General features: G+C 36.4%; 19 protein-coding genes, 1 tRNA gene and 1 riboswitch. Of the genes, 6 read left to right on the top strand and 14 right to left on the bottom strand.

From position 1 onward, the window contains the following. Positions 1–15 precede the first annotated feature (15 nt). Entirely contained in the window at positions 16–1,032 is a 1,017-nt protein-coding gene (locus RAH34_RS20920) for a helix-turn-helix domain-containing protein (RefSeq protein ID WP_306597401.1), read from the top strand. Between the two features lies 1 nt (position 1,033). Then, the gene (locus tag RAH34_RS20915) at positions 1,034–1,381 is read left to right on the top strand and encodes a DUF2493 domain-containing protein (RefSeq protein WP_306597400.1); all 348 of its coding nucleotides are present in this window, start codon (positions 1,034–1,036) and stop codon (positions 1,379–1,381) included. A 30-nt stretch (positions 1,382–1,411) separates the two neighbouring features. Here the strand turns inward: RAH34_RS20915 and RAH34_RS20910 are convergent, their stop codons facing one another. Continuing rightward, entirely contained in the window at positions 1,412–2,473 is a 1,062-nt protein-coding gene (locus RAH34_RS20910; protein WP_306597399.1) for an XRE family transcriptional regulator, read from the bottom strand. A 38-nt stretch (positions 2,474–2,511) separates the two neighbouring features. Beyond that, positions 2,512–3,246 (bottom strand): hypothetical protein, encoded by a 735-nt coding sequence (locus tag RAH34_RS20905; RefSeq protein ID WP_306597398.1) that lies wholly within the window; start codon positions 3,244–3,246, stop codon positions 2,512–2,514. 91 nt (positions 3,247–3,337) lie between these two features. On the opposite strand from RAH34_RS20905, the gene RAH34_RS20900 reads away from it, so the two are divergent. Continuing rightward, positions 3,338–3,499 (top strand): hypothetical protein, encoded by a 162-nt coding sequence (locus RAH34_RS20900; RefSeq protein ID WP_306597397.1) that lies wholly within the window; start codon positions 3,338–3,340, stop codon positions 3,497–3,499. Positions 3,500–3,511: 12 nt separating this feature from the next. Here the strand turns inward: RAH34_RS20900 and RAH34_RS20895 are convergent, their stop codons facing one another. Next, the gene (locus tag RAH34_RS20895) at positions 3,512–4,771 is read right to left on the bottom strand and encodes a site-specific integrase (RefSeq protein ID WP_306597396.1); all 1,260 of its coding nucleotides are present in this window, start codon (positions 4,769–4,771) and stop codon (positions 3,512–3,514) included. A 101-nt stretch (positions 4,772–4,872) separates the two neighbouring features. Then, positions 4,873–4,946: transfer RNA gene (locus tag RAH34_RS20890), tRNA-Ala, on the bottom strand. Positions 4,947–5,119: 173 nt separating this feature from the next. Between RAH34_RS20890 and RAH34_RS20885 the strand changes: the two genes are divergently transcribed. Further along, complete coding sequence (locus RAH34_RS20885; protein WP_306597395.1) at positions 5,120–5,656, top strand: GNAT family N-acetyltransferase; 537 nt, start codon at positions 5,120–5,122, stop codon at positions 5,654–5,656. 14 nt (positions 5,657–5,670) lie between these two features. On the opposite strand, the gene RAH34_RS20880 is transcribed toward RAH34_RS20885, so the two are convergent. The 3 genes from RAH34_RS20880 to pnuC all read right to left on the bottom strand — a co-directional run bounded on the left by RAH34_RS20880 (position 5,671) and on the right by pnuC (position 8,099). Beyond that, the gene (locus tag RAH34_RS20880; RefSeq protein ID WP_114820029.1) at positions 5,671–6,024 is read right to left on the bottom strand and encodes a VOC family protein; all 354 of its coding nucleotides are present in this window, start codon (positions 6,022–6,024) and stop codon (positions 5,671–5,673) included. A 460-nt stretch (positions 6,025–6,484) separates the two neighbouring features. After that, positions 6,485–7,516, bottom strand: a complete 1,032-nt coding sequence (locus tag RAH34_RS20875) for a hypothetical protein (protein ID WP_306597394.1) — start codon at positions 7,514–7,516, stop codon at positions 6,485–6,487. Continuing rightward, a complete protein-coding gene (pnuC, locus tag RAH34_RS20870; protein ID WP_114820027.1) occupies positions 7,503–8,099 on the bottom strand; it encodes a nicotinamide riboside transporter PnuC in 597 nt (198 codons plus the stop codon). The genes RAH34_RS20875 and pnuC overlap by 14 nt, the downstream gene beginning before the upstream one ends. Positions 8,100–8,124: 25 nt before the next feature. After that, positions 8,125–8,231: riboswitch (TPP riboswitch) on the bottom strand. Between the two features lie 121 nt (positions 8,232–8,352). Here pnuC and RAH34_RS20865 point away from each other — a divergent pair. Next, on the top strand, positions 8,353–8,811 hold the full coding sequence (locus RAH34_RS20865) for a PA2169 family four-helix-bundle protein (protein ID WP_306597393.1): 459 nt from the start codon (positions 8,353–8,355) through the stop codon (positions 8,809–8,811). Positions 8,812–8,933: 122 nt separating this feature from the next. Here RAH34_RS20865 and RAH34_RS20860 read toward each other — a convergent pair whose 3' ends face one another. The 7 genes from RAH34_RS20860 to RAH34_RS20830 all read right to left on the bottom strand — a co-directional run bounded on the left by RAH34_RS20860 (position 8,934) and on the right by RAH34_RS20830 (position 14,514). Continuing rightward, positions 8,934–9,545 carry a DUF4142 domain-containing protein gene (locus tag RAH34_RS20860; protein WP_306597392.1) on the bottom strand — a complete coding sequence of 204 codons (612 nt, stop codon included), beginning with the start codon at positions 9,543–9,545 and terminating at the stop codon, positions 8,934–8,936. A gap of 130 nt (positions 9,546–9,675) precedes the next feature. Then, positions 9,676–10,287: an alpha-ketoglutarate-dependent dioxygenase AlkB gene (locus tag RAH34_RS20855; RefSeq protein ID WP_306597391.1), complete on the bottom strand. Its 612-nt coding sequence runs from the start codon at positions 10,285–10,287 to the stop codon at positions 9,676–9,678. 225 nt (positions 10,288–10,512) lie between these two features. Continuing rightward, on the bottom strand, positions 10,513–11,085 hold the full coding sequence (locus RAH34_RS20850; protein ID WP_306597390.1) for a ferritin-like domain-containing protein: 573 nt from the start codon (positions 11,083–11,085) through the stop codon (positions 10,513–10,515). Positions 11,086–11,254: 169 nt separating this feature from the next. Beyond that, positions 11,255–12,724 carry an alpha-amylase gene (locus RAH34_RS20845; protein ID WP_306597389.1) on the bottom strand — a complete coding sequence of 490 codons (1,470 nt, stop codon included), beginning with the start codon at positions 12,722–12,724 and terminating at the stop codon, positions 11,255–11,257. An 11-nt stretch (positions 12,725–12,735) separates the two neighbouring features. Beyond that, complete coding sequence (locus RAH34_RS20840; protein ID WP_306597388.1) at positions 12,736–13,488, bottom strand: SDR family oxidoreductase; 753 nt, start codon at positions 13,486–13,488, stop codon at positions 12,736–12,738. A gap of 32 nt (positions 13,489–13,520) precedes the next feature. Next, positions 13,521–14,090: a CinA family protein gene (locus RAH34_RS20835; RefSeq protein ID WP_306597387.1), complete on the bottom strand. Its 570-nt coding sequence runs from the start codon at positions 14,088–14,090 to the stop codon at positions 13,521–13,523. Between the two features lie 46 nt (positions 14,091–14,136). Further along, positions 14,137–14,514 carry a low affinity iron permease family protein gene (locus RAH34_RS20830; protein WP_306597386.1) on the bottom strand — a complete coding sequence of 126 codons (378 nt, stop codon included), beginning with the start codon at positions 14,512–14,514 and terminating at the stop codon, positions 14,137–14,139. 373 nt (positions 14,515–14,887) lie between these two features. On the opposite strand from RAH34_RS20830, the gene RAH34_RS20825 reads away from it, so the two are divergent. Beyond that, positions 14,888–17,497 carry a TonB-dependent receptor gene (locus RAH34_RS20825; protein ID WP_306597385.1) on the top strand — a complete coding sequence of 870 codons (2,610 nt, stop codon included), beginning with the start codon at positions 14,888–14,890 and terminating at the stop codon, positions 17,495–17,497. Positions 17,498–17,554 lie beyond the last annotated feature (57 nt).

Below are 17,554 nucleotides of genomic sequence, written 5' to 3'. Positions count from 1 at the left end.
AAACTAATAAAAACTATGTACTATTCGGAACTATTCTTTAAAAAAAATATTTATGACATTGTTGAAGAAGATTTAATTAATTTCTTTAATGAAGAACAGGAAGAATCATCTATTCTTGAATTTAAATCAGGAGATGTTAAACTGGAAAAAGTATATCAAGAAGTTGCTGCCCTTCATAATTCACAAGGAGGCTTGATTGTTATTGGATCTCCAAAGCCTACGAAAGACGGCAACGGTAAAGAGTCTTTCAAAGGAGATCTTACAAAAAGTATTCATAAGCATAAAGATTGGCTCTATCAGAAAATATCTAGTAACATTTCGCCCGCTCCAAGTAATTTAAGAATACATGATGTTCAAATAAAAGATGGAGGAATGACCCAAATAATTGATATCCCAAAAAGCGATACACCTCCTCATCAATGTCTTCATAATGGAATTTATTATTTGCGTTTTGAAACAGAGACTAGACACGCCCCTCACGGCTTAGTTGAAGCTATGTTTAATAGAAGGCAAGAACCTATAATCGATTGTTCTATAACCAGTATGCATTTAAGGTTAGAAAAAAGTATAACTTTCAATTTCGTTAACACTTCTGACTATCCGCTAATCGGCCTACACTACAACATCGTCTTTTATAATATTTCAAAAAGCCAATATTTTGATACAAAAAACCAAAGTTGGATAGAACTTGATAAAAAAGAAATCCTTTTTAAATCATTCAATACAGAAAATAAACCAGAGGTAGTATTAGTAAGTGGGGTTAGCCATGAATCAAAATATAGAGTCGAACATTTTAACAAACCATTCATGATTAATATTTCAGTATGGAGTTCAAATATGAATATCCGTAAATTTTACTTTATTGTTAATCCTTCCTTCCATGGAAACTACAAGCTTCCAATCAGTGATAATAGTAATAACGAAGTAAACTTTGCAATTAATGATATCATTGCAAAAGCAGAGGCTAAAAAAGAAAACATTAATACCAAAGAATTATTAGAATTACAAGCATTAATTTATAGAAACAAATAAAATGTTCAAAGTAATCATTGCCGGAACCCGAACATTTGAAGACTATTCTTTATTAAAGGAACTGTGTGATTACTATTTGCAAAACTATCATGAAAAAGAGATTGTTTCTGGCGGAGCAAGAGGTGCAGATTTCCTAGGAGAAAGATACGCTGTTGATAGTGGTTACAAACTTTCTAAATTTGCAGCCAATTGGGATTTAGGACCGAAGGCTGGCCCAATTCGAAACCGTCAGATGTCTGAATACGCTGAAGCATTAATCGCCTTCTGGGACAGAGAAAGCAAAGGAACCCTGAACATTATCAAAGTTGCCAAGGAATTGGGGTTGAAAGTAAAAATTGTTAGAATATAACATAGCCCCGGATATCGGGGCTATGTTATATCACTGTACTAATTTAAGCGAAAATGGTTGATCAAAATAGAATATCTTCTTCAACACATCTACAGGCAGTGAAAACGCTCTTGATAAATCTTCATAACTATAATCCAGTTCATTTTTTATTAGATAAAAAGCTTCACTAAAATACTTAGCCTTATCAATATATACCTGACCTTCTTCGTTTTTGCTCTGTCCAGTCCTGCTCATTTCAATAGAAAAAAATCTATATCGATCCTTATCAATATAACCCAGATCTTTAGCTCTTCTAATAATTGATGCCATACTTGTAAGCCAGTACTGCTTCAATGGTAAAAGATCTCCCATTCTTAAATATTGTAATGAGCGACCTATTTCATCTTCGGGCATTAAAAATTCACTCGTGAAAATTTCGGTTTCTCCCTCTCTCCATTTTTCATCCCTGTAAGTTGAAATTGCGTAGTTATTTTCATTATGCATTAAAAGATGACCTAGTTCATGTATTAGAGTTCGCCTTTTGCGATCATTAGGGAAATTTTTATTAACAATAATAATAGGATATCCTTTGTCAGTTATAAACGAAATTCCATCAAATTTATCAATTGTATCAATTTCATAAACTATAACTCCTCCATTTTCTAACAAGGAGAAAACATCACGTACTGGTTCATCAGATTTTAAACCAAGAATTTTTCGCGTGTAGCCTGCAATATATTTGGGAGTAAAGCCCTCTTCAACATTTAAAGGCTCCAATCTAAATTCAGGCCACTCTATTAAGGTGGCCATTTGATCAACCACATAGCCAATAATCTTACATTGGGATTCAAAAAGAGAAATTGATGATTTTAAAACTGTTGCTTTTTTTCTATAATGTGCATGTTCTAAATTATTATAAATTCTCTTGGTGAAAAAATCCTCAGGAAAGTCCAGGTAAGCAATTATTCGTTGCTGAACTTGCTCTGACAACACACTTAATCCTTTTTCAAATTTAGATAAATTCGACTGGGATAAGCCTGGGATTGCATTAGATAACTCTGTTTGCGTCAGAGATCTAAATTCCCTTGCAAAAGTTAACTGTTTATGGTTCATTCTATATTATTTGGAAAGATGTAGATTGTAATCTACTCTTAATTACTTTTTTTAATGCGAGGTTTGTTTTCCTCAGAAATTTGTGGTCTGTTAATTGTCTTAGGAGTAGCTAGTGGAATTACAATTTCAGATTCGTGAATAGCAAATCTAATCACGCCTTCATCAAGGTAAACTAATTGCGGATCTACAATTTTATTCAAACGATTCTTTTTATAACCAAAAAATAATATTGGTTCATCTTGATAGTCACTATCCTCCATGGCAAATAAGCTCAGAGTTTGCTTTTGATTGTTGATGTTTTGAACATTCTTGGTTTTAATGTTCATTGGTTTTCCTGTATTAGAAAACTTTTTAAACAAAATAATATAACCTTTAGCCCGCAAAGTTATTCTGGAATACTTTCCAAATGACGCCTGTAGCTTAAAGCGAGAAAATAATTCTTCAGCAAAACAACTTTGAAGAATATTTGGTTCTAAATTTCCAGATCTAGCCTCAGGTTTAAATTGCTGAAGTGCTGCATTTGTCCTTTCTGCAGCTAACTTAAATACACTAAATAAATCGGGTAATATATCCTTTAGATCATACCTACATCCATCATAATTTGCAAGCCTTCTTTTACCTTGCATGTGTCTCGAAGAATCACTATCTTCGCTTCCTAAAAAATAAGGATTTACTTTCATAACGTTTATTCTTTTAACTATCTCTGTTGCAGCAGAGATATTTTTATTTGTACAAATATATAAAATAACATATAATGTTGTATATAATTTCACATCAAATGTTGTATTTTTTTTTCAACAGTAAAGGAAGCTCTATTTAAAGTCTCTTGCTTTTTCAAAATTTACTATTTAAAAAAATTCTTTTATGATCAATCCAAATTACATAGCTGCTAAAGCTCTTCTTAATCTTTTATCTGATGAAGAGAAAATAAAACTATGTACTGAAATAATGAATGGAACAAATACAACTAAAATCGATAGGAAGAAGAGAGTTAATGACTATAAAAAATGGCTGGAAAAAAAATAAAAATAAAAGGGCCTATTGAAGCCCTTTTATTTTTTTTAGCGTAAGCTTTTTAAGTAGCTCCAATTCTCTTTTCTTTTTTAACGTTGTATAAATTTCTGTTGTCTTTCCATTTAAGTGGCCGGCCATTCCTTGTGCTGCTTCTGCGCCATATAACGATTCTATTAAATCCAAGAAGAGGTGTTTTAATTTATAAAAGGTCGTTCCAGTGTTGTAAACACTATTAACATGATCTTGCCAGTATTCATTTGGCGTCTCTTTCCTCAGCGGCTTTTCTCGTCTTTGCGGCGAAAATCCTTCTCCAAACAAATAATCCTCTTCTGATTTACACATACTCAGCTGATATTTCCAAAATACATATGCATCCGGAATGATCGCTCTTTCCTCTCTTACATAGCCTCTTCTTTTTTTTATGGTGATAGTGAATTCTCTTTTACGAAGATTAACATCTTTCTTCTTCACTGCCAGCAGTTCCGTAGATCGACACCCAGTCATATGGAAAATCTGACAATATGTTGCAAAGTCCGGACGTTTTTCTTCAAGCATGTTACATATACTCTGAAACATTGGATATGACAACACCTTGGGTGCTTTCTTCAAATGTATTTTGGTGGGAATGTATTGACAAGGATTCTGGACCAAACAGGAGTTAGCACACAATATTCCAAATAATTTGGATAAATGTTTTTTATATGTATTATAAGAGTTATTTGAAAGTTTTGAATTATCTAGGATTTTCTTAATGTGCTTGAGTTCCGTGTTTTTAATTTTGAGATGTTCTAGTTGTAATTTAGTAATTACCGCTTTAATTGTAGTAAGATTTGACTTTATAGAACTAGCATAACCTGGTGTGATATCAGGCAAGTGATCATTAAAAGCCATTTCTAATGCTTCAAACAAATAAAGGTCCGGATGGAACTCTGTATCGACCACTTCTTGAAATTCACAAACACCTGGGATTGGATTATAGCATCTGTCAAGCGCTCTTTGCATTTCATCCAGCAGGATCACAGCAGCTGCTTTTCTTTCCTCGTAGATTTTGTAAACGGCCAGATGTTTCTTTCGCCAGAAATAGCCTTTCAAGTATTTCTTTGATTGAGGATCATAGAACTTGCATCCTACATACCACTCTTTAGCCATGGCATCCTTAATGGTGATTTTCTTTTCTAAGATGTCTTTTTCTGAAAGAACTTTCTTATTCGAAATTTTTTCTGGATTGGGGTAAATGAACAGATCAGCATAACTGCATCCGTTCGGCATTTGATTTTTGAACATATATTGTATTAATTATTTGGTACACGATCTAGTACACGATTAATACAATTACAAGAGTGAAAAAAAACGGCAAACCTTTTATTGGGCGTGGTTTGCCGTTGTGGAGAATACGGGATTCGAACCCGTGACCTTTTGACTGCCAGTCAAACGCGCTAGCCAACTGCGCCAATCCCCCGTCTTTATTGTAAGGCGGTACAAAAGTAAGTATTTAAATGATATCTGCAACTATTTTATCATTTTTATTGAATTAAAATTAGAGAAAACAGGTTCAATGACTATAAAATCCATCACTTTCCATTGAGTAGCTTCCCAATTAATCCTATTTTTGTCTGAAATTATATTAGAATCATGCAACTTTATACAGAACGATTACTTTTAAGGGATATTACGATTGATGACAAACAGGACATTTTTGATTACCGTTCCGATGCAGAAGCGAATCAATTTCAAGGCTGGATTCCTGAAACACTGGAAGAAGTAGAAAGTTTTATCCAAAGAAATACAAAAGAATTCAATCAGCCTGAAAGCTGGTACCAACTGTTGATTACAGATAAAGATTCAAAAGCAGTAATTGGAGATATTGGAGTTCATTTTACAGGAGATGAAAATGCACAGGTGGAATTGGGAATTACATTGAGTACCTTTTTTCATGGTAAAGGATATGCTTCCGAGGCTTTAAAGGGTGTTATTACTTATCTTTTTAATGATTTGAGCAAACACAGAATTACAGCTTCAGTGGATCCTGACAATACAGCGTCTATTCAACTGATGGAAAGAATCGGTTTAAGAAAGGAAGGACATTTCAGGAAAAGTCTGTTCTGGAAAAATAGATGGGTGGATGATATTATTTATGCAGTTCTTCGTGAAGAATGGGTTACAGAATAGATGCTTTTCAGGTATCATTTGTTTTGCTGTACAACGCAAAATGAATTTCCTTCCGGATCCAGAAGAACCACATAATCAGCATCGTCTTCGTAATTCCAGCCTGGCATTTTTCCAGCCCCGATACTAAGAAGCCGCTCTACTTCCTGCTGCTGATTATCCGTTATCAGATCCATATGATGTCTCTTGGGCTCTTCCGAACTGGTTACTTTTAATGACAGCTGTATTCCATCTCCCTCCTTTGGGATCAGAATGGCGAAATCAGCATCAGGCTCATTCTTTATTTTATAATGCAAAGCTTCACACCAAAATGCAATTGCTCTGTTTAAATCCACAACGCCCCAAACGATGGATAATATTTTCAATTTCATTTCAGTATTGTTTTAAATAATGAAGAATTTAAGATCTTATAACTATATTCTCAAAAAAGAAAAAATTACAAAACGGTATATTTTTCATAAAATGGAAGAAATTTTGTTCTTACAATCGTTAAAGCAACTAAACCATTGCAAATCAAATAGGATACAATCATTGTATGACACCACTTTTTAACTGTAACCGTAATCCAGTTATCATTTTCAATCATGGGATACATCTCATTTTTTAGGTGCATAATAACATGATCCTTCCTCTTGCCGCTTAATGAAAATAAGTCTTTCATAATCTTTGATAATCTTCTATTTTTTAGTTTAACAAGTTTTTATGTTGGCTTATTTCATGGTTAGTTTTATTATTCCAAATATAGTGAAATAACAAAAAATTACTTTATGACGCCAGTCATAAAAGAATATTCCTATGCGATAAAAAGTGTATTAACAAGCAATTTTATACTCAGAAAGAAAAATCCAGATCATTGGCAGAAGGTCTGAAATTAAAATGCATAGCAGCTGTAAAGTAATCACAAAACACCTGATATACTGCAGAATTAGTATCCGTTGCCCGGATTCCTAACTGGGTGTAGACCGTAAGGATCTGATGGGATAGTTTTTGAACCAGCTCTACTCCATATTGGTGAATTTCGTTTTGATATCCTTCGGAAATATCTTTGTGATCACCGAGTATATTTTCTACTTCTCCGGCAATTTGCAATACTTTTTCCAAATGCTTTTCAACAGACTCTGCGAAACTTTTGAAATGGATCTCAGGACGAATCAATACGGCCTCTTCAATAAAATGAGAAGCCATTCCCAAATAATTGACCAACAGCGTCAAGTCTGCAAAGACCCGGAACGGAATGCTGTCCAGGATATCATTGGTGAAAAAGATATCGTAAACAAAACCGTATTCTTCACTCACAATAGCATTTTCAACAGTGAATGAATAGGTGCCGCTGGCTTTCATTCCCATAGATTTCCAGTTGGGAATCACTTGAGCCTGTTCTTTAGGAATAATGAATGACCGAACTATTTCATTGCCATTGCCATCCAGTATTGGTTTCCCGTTTTCCGTCATCTTGGCATTCAATGTAAAATGGGTAAGATGAGGTGCTCCTGTTGCAAAATTCCATGAACCGTTGATCAGATAGTAGCTGTTGTCTATTTTTTCTGCAGTTCCTCCCACCATTCCGCTGCCACCAAAGCAGGTTTCAGAATGGGTGAACAATAATTCAGCAATTTCAGGTTTTACATTTCTGGAAAAATAATTGGCTCCGGCACACAGCGTCAGCATCCAGCCAAAACTGCCATCGGTTTGAGCCCATCCAAATAATGCTTTAAGTCCTTCCTCAAAACGATAGCCCAGCCCTCCGTATTTTTGGGGAACCCATATTTTAAGTAATCCTTCTTCATGAATATATTGCATTACCTCATCAGAGATTCTGGAAGCTCCATGAAGTTCTTGTCTGATATCTTTAGTGCTCAGCATTAGCTTTGGATTTAATCAATTTTTGCCACTCTATATATCCGGAAATAGCTACTAGAAATAAAAATGAGGTTAAAGCAGCATAGAGATATAATTCTTTGTGAATCATCAAAGGGATCGAAATGATATTGCTGACATTCAGTATCACCCAGTTTTCAATTTTGCGCCTCGCCATCAGCCACATTCCTGCCCACGCAAAAGCACTTACCAGAGAATCCCAAACAGGAACATCCGAATCGGTAAAGTGAGTAAGAAAAGACCAGAATAAGATAAAAGTACCCAAAACAATCCCTCCGGTAATCCATTTTTCTGTGGTGGTGGTAACAGAGATTTCCATTTCGGATTTTTGTTTCCCGAATTTCCAGTATAACCATCCGTAGATGCTCATGATCAGATAATAAAGGTTTAAGGTAAATTCAGCGTAGAGCTTGGAAGTAAGCATCACATACAGCGTAAGCAGAATCCCCGCGATTCCGAAAAGATAGTTGTTGACGTTGTTTTTACGGGCCAGTAAAACCTGAATGACTGAAAATAAGACTCCGAACCATTCCGGTAAGGTAATTTGTTTTAAAATGTCCTGCATCATACTAATTATTAGAAATCAAATGATGAGATGATCAGTAAGCAATCCCTACGCCGGTATTATCCGGATCAGGTGTGGAAGTATATTCCTGGGTATCATCTCAGCCACTGTTCTGTAGCACCCCATTGTTCGGCAAAGGTGCGTTTTTTTGGTGGAAAAAGAAAGGACTTTGGCTTTTTATTTACAGGATATGATCACGATTATAAAGAGTCGCTGAAGTAAATTATAATTTTATGGATACCTAAAAAATTATATTATGGACAATCAGGAAATATCAGTACTTAATGACTTACTTCACATTACCAACGACAGAAAGGAAGGTTTTGAAAAAGTTGATGGAAAAGTCTGGGAAATGTATCCGGATGTAAAAGATGAGTACGAACATATGATTTCGCAGACTAAAATTATGAAAAATGAACTGGTTAACCTCATCACAGAAAAGCAAGGTATTCCGGAGGACTCAACATCCCTGGCAGGAGCTGTTCACAGAACATGGATTGACATTAAAAATTCTTTTACTGTGGGAAATCTGATAGAGTCTACCTTAGAAAATGTAGTGTTTGGCGAAAAAGCAGCTATCGAAGCCTATCAAAATGCCCTGGACACAGGTGATCTCAGCCCAAAAAGTACTGAGATTGTATCTGAACAGCTTCGTCTTCTTAAAGATTCTTACAGACAGTTTAAGAAAATTGAAGAATACAAAAAGAAAGAATAATCTAAAAAACTCCTCTGAAAAGAGGAGCTTACTATAATCAAGAACAAAATAATATTTAATCAAATCAAAATTATTAAATACTTTCTGTTCATATTTATGATGCAGGTCATATAAGCTGAATATTATTTGACTGCATTTTTAGCTTTTTCCGATTCCTTTAAATGATGTTCAAGGGTCGGAAGGGTCTTCGCTGCGAAAGATTTTAATGAAGACTCTGTTCCTTCTGAAGACTCTTTTTTGAATGCTTCTACATCCTCTTTGTGATCACTGACCATAAGATCTGTATATTTTTTGTCAAAGTCCTTTCCTTTCTTAGCTTTCAGATCATCATACATCTTCTGCTTTTCGGCATCCAAAGTTGTTGGTAAGGTGTACCCTGTTCCTGAAGCCCAATTTTTGAGCTCGTCATTCGCTTTGGAATGATCGGTTACCATCATTGCTCCCAAAGATTTTACTACTGAATTTTCAGCGTTTGTTGCGGCGAGTTTTCCCATCATGACCTCCATCAGTCCTCCTATAGCTGCAGCATCTGCAAACTTTTTGTCCTGATCACTGAGAGTACTTTTCTGTTCTCTGGTGTCTGTCATTTTTGTGGAGTCGCTTACCGTCATTCCGGATTCTGCAGGTGCAGACATTGTGGTACTTTCCTCAGATTGACTCGTGGTTGTCGGCTCGTTTTTTTTGCAGGCCGTTAAAGCAGCCAATGCAAAAATTGTTACTACAAGATTTTTCATAATAATAAATTTTAAGTGGTGATATAAATGAAGTCAAACAATGACTTTGTTTATAAATGCAACAATTTATCTGCCAAAAAACTGATCACAACGCTTTTAAACCAATCATAAAACATTATGAATAAATATTTTACGAATTATTAACTAACCGGAATGTAAGATTAATGCGTTCTTTCATAGAGGTTAGAGACTTAGCAATACGGTGTTCCCAGTTTTGTTGAAGATCTCCTTTCATAATCAATAATGAACCATGAGGAAGTGGTAAACTGTATTTACTCTGATGATGGTCTTTTTTCCTGAAATCAAAATTCCTGGTATGCCCAAGGCTTACCGATGCAATCACGGGACGTTTTCCGTATCTGCTTTCCTTATCCCGATGCCAGGCAACTGAATCATTGTGATCTCTGTAAAGGTTAAGCAATACAGAATTGAACTGATAACCGGATGTTTCTTCTATCCTTTCTTTTAAGGAAAACAGTTCAGGGGTCCAGAGGTTATTCTCCACTTCACCATTTCCTGATGGATAATCCGTTTTCGGATCCCCATACCAGGCGGTTAAGCGAGGTGTGAGGACCATCTTATCGTACATTTTCTGGGTGCGTTGTTTCCAGGGAGCTGTTTCAAGTAAATGGTTTTTAAGCTGGTCTGCTTCGTCCTGGCTCAGGAAATGTTCTCTGTATTCCAGAAGGTCTTTTGGAAATTCGTACAGATCTGCTGAGTCGAACAGGCTAAGTTGTGTCATTTTTAAACTTTATAAATGGCAGAATACAGTTTTCTTTTATAATATAATAGTTTTGGTATTCAATTACAGTTCATTATTAAAAACAAAATTGATACAAATAATATCTACAAATATACTAAAACTGATACAAAATCAATCATAATAAAAATGCTGCATTTTAAACCTTTCTGGTTTTCAATAAAAAAAGACCTGAAAAAATCAGGTCTCCTTTTTTAAAGATTGTATTTACATTGCTTTGCTGTTAAGGTTGGTATCAGCAACTTTGGTTAACAGCTCATCACATTTTTTTTCTTCTTCCAGTGTGCTTAAAAGGTTTTTAAGACAATCCTCTTCTTTTAATACTTTAGCAAATGCAGCAAGTGTTCCATAGGTGGCGATTTCGTAATGTTCAACTTTCTGTGCTGCTGCAATAATTCCCGCATCTCTTACTGCTCCCGGTTCTGTTTCTTCCAGTATGCTCTTCCCCTCATCCAGCAACCCCTGCATAGCATCGCATTTCTTTGCCTGGGCTTTTTTCCCTAATGCTTTAAAGCATTCTTCCAATCTTTCAACGTGGCCTTCCGTTTCGGTGATATGCTTGTCGATGGCTGTTTTAAGCTTTTCGCTGGTTGCATTTTTCATCATCGTCGGCAGCGCTTTCAACAGTGCTTTTTCAGCCCAGTAGATATCTTTCAGCGCATCTTCAAAAAGATCTTCCAAACTTTTGGCTGCATTTTTTTTTGCAGGAGTTTTGGTTGTTGCTTTTGCTGTTGTCGTTTTTTTGGCTGGTGATTTTTTGGTTGCCGTTTTAGTTTCCATAATATAATAATTTAGTGTTTGATTGGTGGTAAATCTGCAACTATAAGACCATTTTTACCTGAAATACAAAGATGTGGTATCTAAAATTATCAGAGTATATAAGGTAAAGAATCAGGACAGCTGTTTACAAAGAATAAAAGGTCTGAAAATTTGTCAATCATTATGGTGTTTATTTTTTTACCCATACACTTACTGAACCCGGATTTACAGTAAACACCGCTTTCCCCTCTTTATCCGTATAAACTTCTTCATGACGATTCTTTAAAAAATCGGTATAAACCGAATCCGCATGTTCTTTTCCCAGTTCTATTTCTTTATAACCCTCTTCACTGTTAGACAAAATTACAATGCATCCCGGATGCTTTTCATCTCCTTCCCGTACAAAAGCCACGCAGTTGGGATGATCAAAATAATCGATCTGCTCACCATATGCAAAAAGCTTTCTCGCTTCAAGCAGACCAGGAAGTTCTTCAACCTTCGGCATGATGATATGCACTTCCTGTTCATCTTTTATATCAATATAGTCTGCGCCAAAAAGATCGGGATAAAAGATGCAGGGATAAGCTTCATCGGTAAGAAGAATAATAGCATAAGCCAAGGGTTTGAACCAGTCTTTCACCGCAGATTCAAGAGCCTGAAGCTGCTGTGTATCGTGATTTTCAACAAAAGAAACTGAGAATACCGGTTTCTTCTCCAGGAAACTTCCTTTTAAAATCCGGCTCATATCATAATCTTTACCATCCTGTGATGCTTTAAAGAAATTATAATGCAGCGGAGCATCAAAACAAGAGATAAGATCAGACATTTTATCGGAAAAATACTCAATTTTTTCTGCCTCGTCTTTCCAGAATTCGCCTAAAACAAAACATTCAGGATTTACTTCTGTTTTAATATAGGAGATCCAGTCTTTCAAAAAGTCGGAGGAGATATGTTTTAAGGCATCCAATCTGATTCCGTCTGCTTTCGTTGTTTCCAGATACCATCTGATCCAGTTTTTCATTTCCTTCACAACATAAGGATTACGGTACTCTATGTCAGCTCCCATCAGATAATCATAATTACCGAACTGATGACTTACGGCATCTGTCCACTCCTCACCATATGCATTATGGATTTTAAAAACCCCCTTCATCTCCTCTCCTTCTTTGATCACATAGTCAATACCGCTGAAACAGTGGCAGTCCCATATAAAGTCCGAATACACTCCTTTTCTTCCCGGAAAAGTAAATTTCGTATAGGCTGAAACCTCCATGTTTTCAGAGATTCTTTCATTACGGTTTTCTTCATTCAGCTGATGTACCATAATCTTTTCTTCTTCATCTCCACCCATCCTATGGTTTAAAACAATATCCGCATACACAGACATTCCCGCTTCATGCGCTTTCTCTATGGCAAGTAAATATTCAGCTTTCGTCCCATATCTTGTTGGTATACTTCCTTTCTGATCAAATTCTCCCAAATCATAAAGATCATATACATCATAGCCACGCCCTTCGATATTGAGACTGCATTTATTGGCAGGAGGAAACCAAACGGCAGTAAACCCCAAATCTCTTAAATATTCTGCTTTTTCAGCAAACTCATTCCATAGGTTTCCGGGATGATACCAATGGAAAAATTGAATAATAACTCCATTCATATCTGTTAAGATTAACCGTTAACAATTAAACCTCCATTAGGATGAAGAACCTGTCCCGTTATCTGTGATGAAGCATCTGTGGCAAGAAATAGAAAACTAGCTGCCACTTCTTCAGTAGAAGCATTACGTTCTAGCGGCGGTTTGTCCTGATCTTCATCTTCTTCCCCGAATGTTTTTTCCGTAAGCGGCGTGGCCACCGGTCCGGGTGCAACAGCGTTCACCCTTATTCCTTTAGGTTTAGCCTGTAATGCCAGTGAACGGGTGAACGAAACGATGGCTCCTTTGGTGGCTGAATAATCCAGTAATTCTTCATGCCCCAGATAGGCAGTAGCTGAAGTAGTATTGATAATAGAATCCCCTTGTTTTAAATGAGGAAATACAATCTTTGTAAGCAGAATCATTCCAATAATGTTGGAATCGAAAGTCTTACGGACATCCTCCTCTTTAAGATTTTCTATACTTTCACAGGGAATCTGGGTTCCGGCATTATTAACCAGGATATCTATTCCTCCCTGTTTCGAAACGACTTCAGTAACAACAGATTCGCAAAATTTGCTGTCATTAATATCTCCTTCAAACGAAAGGACTTTTCTTCCTGTTTTTTTTATTTCATCCACTGTATTCATGGCATCTTTGGCATCATGATAGTGGATGAAGGCAATATCTGCTCCTTCCTGAGCAAATAAAAGAGCGATCGCTTTACCAATTCCGCTGTCTGCTCCTGTAATAAGGACAGATTTATTTTTCAGTTGTAAATCTTTCATAGGTGTGAGTATAGTTTATTATTGAAATAGGTTTATTCTTTGTTTTTCCGGTTCTTATCCAGTTCCAGCTTAAAGCATCCCAGAATGAATTCACTGTAATAGAGCTGGGCATTAACAGGTTTGGTTCTGGAGTGCAGATCTAATTTCTCTGAAAGAATCACTTTTCCTTTATAGGCAATGGCAAAGTAAGCGAAGAGTTTCCCTTCTGATTCTTCCACCGGAGTGGCATATCCTGTTACTCCAATAGACCAGTCGGTTTTGTAGAGTTTACCTACCTGCAACGCCATTGTCTCAGCAATATGAGGAGATACAGAGTTATATTGTCTGGCTTCCAGAGCATCTACATCAAGAAGATTTACCTTTTCTTCTAAAGTATACGCTGTCATGCCGCCTTTAAAAAATTGGGAGGCATCCTTCATCTGGGAAAACGAAAACTGTAAAAATCCGGCTGTAACACTTTCAGCCGTTGAAACGGTTTCCTGTCCGGAAAGAAGATACTCTCCGATACGTTTAAACAGTTTCTCGAGTTCTATGACGAAATGCACCAGGGATTTCACTGACAATGAATCAGCGTGGGCAATTTGAGAAGATTTTAAAATCATGCTATATATATTTATAATAGTATTAAGACTATTCTTGCACGGGATCCTATGAATGTTCTTTTTCTTTGGATAGTTGTCCAAGTTTCTCATAATATTTGTGAAGCTTGTCCAGTTCTTCTTCCGTCAGATCTTCAATATCTACCAGTCTGTTACTGGCTTTTTCATAGGAGGCTATCAATTCGTTGAGTTTTATCTGAATAGCCTTAGAGTCTTTATTCTGAGTTTTTTGAATCAGAAATACCATTAGAAAAGTTACAATTGTGGTACCCGTATTGATAACAAGCTGCCAGGTTTCAGAATAATTGAAAAAAGGTCCGCATACAGCCCAGACAATAACCAGTAAACTTGCTGTAATAAAAGCACCTGGACTTCCGGTTATACAGACAACACGGTCTGAAAACCTTTCAAAAAAATTTTTTTTCATAAATAATACGATTTTGAATAAAATGGTAATACAAGTTATCAAAACAACAGTATAAAAATTATGATTAAAGTCACCTATGCTTTTTACTACTTACTATTATTATAGTATATTTTCCAACAATTTTTAATTTTGTTTAAAAATGTGGAGAACCACATAATTATTTTTATCCGTTAAAAACAAACCATTTTTTTCATCATTCTCTATTATAACAAATTGTAAACGAAAGATGTGGAATAATTAACATATACCAAAAAGTGAGAAATAAAGCACATTCTAAAAACTGAATAAAATCACTTCGTTAAGATTTAATACTTAATTAAAAAATAATTATCCATCTTTGCAGCCTTAAAAATCAAACACGCTAGTTTATTTCATGAGCATTACTTTTAAAAAGCGACTAATTATAGCGCTTGTATTACCTACGGCTGCCATCTATTATGGGCAGAGTACGAAGGATTCTTTAGAGAAATCTAAATCTATTGATGAGGTTATGTTGGTAGGTAGAAACCTTTCCCAAACAGCCAAAGAGAGAAAAACACCTGTTGCAGTTTCCAATATTAAGGCTGCAGAAATTCAGGAGAAACTGGGAAACCGAGAATTCCCTGAAATTATGAAGTCTACTCCATCCGTGTACGTGACCAAAGTAGGTGGAGGATTCGGAGACAGCAGAATCAACATGAGAGGTTTTGATGGAGCTAACATTGCTGTAATCATCAACGGACAGCCGGTGAATGACATGCAGGGAGGTACCGTTTACTGGTCCAACTGGACCGGTTTGGCTGATATTGCCAGTAATATTCAGATTCAAAGAGGTTTGGGAGCATCTAAATTTGTTGTTCCTTCTGTGGGAGGAACCATCAATATTGTAACCAAAGCTACCGATTCTGAGCAAAAGGCAATGATTAAAGGGGAAGTTGGAAATGACAACTACTCCAGAATATCAGCAATGTACTCTTCTGGATTAAAAAACAAGTGGGGAACAACCGTATTGCTTTCACGCTGGCAAGGTGACGGATACATCAATGGAACAAAAGGAGAAGGTTACTCATGGTTTTTCTCTACAGGATTTAAGCCTAATGAAAAGCATGCGTTCAATTTAATCGCTACCGGAGCACCACAGGTACACGATACGAGAAGGTCTTCTGCAACCGGAGCCAATGTCGCCACTTTACAGCAATTTGAAACGTACGGAAGAAGATACAATCCACAAACAGGAATGCTGAATGGTTCTCAATTCAATTTAGCTCCTAATTTCTATCACAAACCTATCGCTTCATTGAACTGGGACTGGACCATGAATGACAATCTGAAATTATCTACCGTTCTTTATGGTTCATGGGGACGTGGCGGCGGTGGTACCGGACTTAACGGTTCTATCAAAAACGCAGCCGGACAAACCATGAATTTCATGAATTATGGTGCTGGCGGAGATGGTACGATCAACTGGGATATGATTTATCGCTACAACAGAGGCGGTATGGTAACCGATTATAATGGAAACAGCTTCCAGAAATCAACCTTCACTGCTCCTGCAGGATCTCCCGGTGATTACAACGGTCAATATGTAGCAACTCTGAACGGAACCAGCGGTATCGTAAGAAAACAAAGTATTAATGCTCATGACTGGTACGGAGTAATTGCAGACCTTAATTACAAGAAAAACAACTGGACTTTCAACGGAGGTATCGATCTTAAAACGTACAAAGGAGCTTTGTATGACATTGTAACGGATATGTTAGGATCTGATGCGCTATTTGTTCCTTCCACAGCCAATGCTCCAAAAGGATATTATATCAACCAGACGGTAAAACCTGAACCTCTTACCAAACTTAAAGATGCTCAGAAAGTTTCTATTCACAACGAAGGGCTGGTGAAATGGGCTGGTATTTATGGAATGGTTGAATACAGCTCTGAAAAGCTTAGTGCATCCGTTCAGGGATCTGTTTCCGAACAATATTATAAGCGAAGAGATTATATGTTATATACTCCGGGAAATCAGGAAACAAAATGGTATCACAAAACAGGTTATATCGTAAAAGGAGGTGCCAACTATAATATTGATGATCACCATAATGTATTTTTCAATACAGGAGTTATTTCAAGACAGCCATTGTTCAATGCTTTGTTCCCGTCCAATCAGAATATCTATAATGATGCAAAGAATGAAAGAATCTTCTCTGTGGAATTAGGATATGGTTTCAAATCACGTTATATCGATGTGAACATCAATGCTTACAGAACGCAGTGGGATGACCGATTTATTTCAAGAACATTCAATGCTACAGCAGCGGATGTTGCGAAATTCTCTCAGTTAAGCCTTGGAAATGCTTATTTCTATAATGCACTGAATGTAGGACAGGTACACCAGGGAATCGAATTGGAAGCAAAGGCAAGACCTTTTACTAACCTTAGATTAAGAGGAATGGTATCATTGGGTAACTGGAAATATAAAGGAAATGCTAATTTCAACATTCTGGATGTTCAAACCAACCAGGAAATAGCTGGAGCTACAGGAGTGATCAATATCAAAGACCTGAAAGTTGGAGATGCTGCTCAAACAACTGCTAGCATTGGAGCTGATTACAATATCACCAAAGCATTCAGTATTGATGCCAATTGGGAATATTACGACAAGCTTTATGCTCAGTTCAACCCGATCAACTTCCTTACTGAAGCGGCAAGAGAAAAAGGAATTGTAAAATTGCCAAGCTACCATTTATTTGATGTTGGTGCTTCTTACAAATTTACCTTGGATGCGAAAAAATCTCTAACATTGAGAGCGAACGTGTACAACTTATTCAACAAATATTACATTTCTGAATTGAGCTCCAATATTTTCGCAGGCGATAAAATTGCCAATGGTCCGGATGCCGGAAAAACATATCAGGAAGCTGGCAGAGTATATCAGGGTGTTGCAGACGGCAATACAGGATTCCTTGGTTTTGGAAGAACCTGGTCTGTTGCAGCGACTTTGAGATTCTAAGATATTATATTTCAATAATGAATCAATGGAAAAGGCTGTCTCATTTTGGGACAGCCT

This window comes from Chryseobacterium sp. WLY505 (genome assembly GCF_030846215.1).
In the GTDB taxonomy this organism is placed as follows: domain Bacteria; phylum Bacteroidota; class Bacteroidia; order Flavobacteriales; family Weeksellaceae; genus Chryseobacterium.
Note: the sequence above shows the minus strand (reverse complement) of the source record. Positions and strands in the feature narration are given on the sequence as shown.

Excerpts from the sequence above, each read along its gene's own strand:
- RAH34_RS20875 (WP_306597394.1), bottom strand. The coding sequence starts at position 7,516 with ATGCTGAGCACTAAAGATATCAGACAAGAACTTCATGGAGCTTCCAGA.
- RAH34_RS20885 (WP_306597395.1), top strand. The coding sequence starts at position 5,120 with ATGCAACTTTATACAGAACGATTACTTTTAAGGGATATTACGATTGAT.
- RAH34_RS20895 (WP_306597396.1), bottom strand. The coding sequence starts at position 4,771 with ATGTTCAAAAATCAAATGCCGAACGGATGCAGTTATGCTGATCTGTTC.
- pnuC (WP_114820027.1), bottom strand. The coding sequence starts at position 8,099 with ATGATGCAGGACATTTTAAAACAAATTACCTTACCGGAATGGTTCGGA.
- RAH34_RS20830 (WP_306597386.1), bottom strand. The coding sequence starts at position 14,514 with ATGAAAAAAAATTTTTTTGAAAGGTTTTCAGACCGTGTTGTCTGTATA.
- RAH34_RS20860 (WP_306597392.1), bottom strand. The coding sequence starts at position 9,545 with ATGAAAAATCTTGTAGTAACAATTTTTGCATTGGCTGCTTTAACGGCC.
- RAH34_RS20880 (WP_114820029.1), bottom strand. The coding sequence starts at position 6,024 with ATGAAATTGAAAATATTATCCATCGTTTGGGGCGTTGTGGATTTAAAC.
- RAH34_RS20845 (WP_306597389.1), bottom strand. The coding sequence starts at position 12,724 with ATGAATGGAGTTATTATTCAATTTTTCCATTGGTATCATCCCGGAAAC.
- RAH34_RS20850 (WP_306597390.1), bottom strand. The coding sequence starts at position 11,085 with ATGGAAACTAAAACGGCAACCAAAAAATCACCAGCCAAAAAAACGACA.
- RAH34_RS20835 (WP_306597387.1), bottom strand. The coding sequence starts at position 14,090 with ATGATTTTAAAATCTTCTCAAATTGCCCACGCTGATTCATTGTCAGTG.
- RAH34_RS20900 (WP_306597397.1), top strand. The coding sequence starts at position 3,338 with ATGATCAATCCAAATTACATAGCTGCTAAAGCTCTTCTTAATCTTTTA.
- RAH34_RS20915 (WP_306597400.1), top strand. The coding sequence starts at position 1,034 with ATGTTCAAAGTAATCATTGCCGGAACCCGAACATTTGAAGACTATTCT.
- RAH34_RS20910 (WP_306597399.1), bottom strand. The coding sequence starts at position 2,473 with ATGAACCATAAACAGTTAACTTTTGCAAGGGAATTTAGATCTCTGACG.
- RAH34_RS20865 (WP_306597393.1), top strand. The coding sequence starts at position 8,353 with ATGGACAATCAGGAAATATCAGTACTTAATGACTTACTTCACATTACC.
- RAH34_RS20840 (WP_306597388.1), bottom strand. The coding sequence starts at position 13,488 with ATGAAAGATTTACAACTGAAAAATAAATCTGTCCTTATTACAGGAGCA.
- RAH34_RS20920 (WP_306597401.1), top strand. The coding sequence starts at position 16 with ATGTACTATTCGGAACTATTCTTTAAAAAAAATATTTATGACATTGTT.
- RAH34_RS20855 (WP_306597391.1), bottom strand. The coding sequence starts at position 10,287 with ATGACACAACTTAGCCTGTTCGACTCAGCAGATCTGTACGAATTTCCA.
- RAH34_RS20825 (WP_306597385.1), top strand. The coding sequence starts at position 14,888 with ATGAGCATTACTTTTAAAAAGCGACTAATTATAGCGCTTGTATTACCT.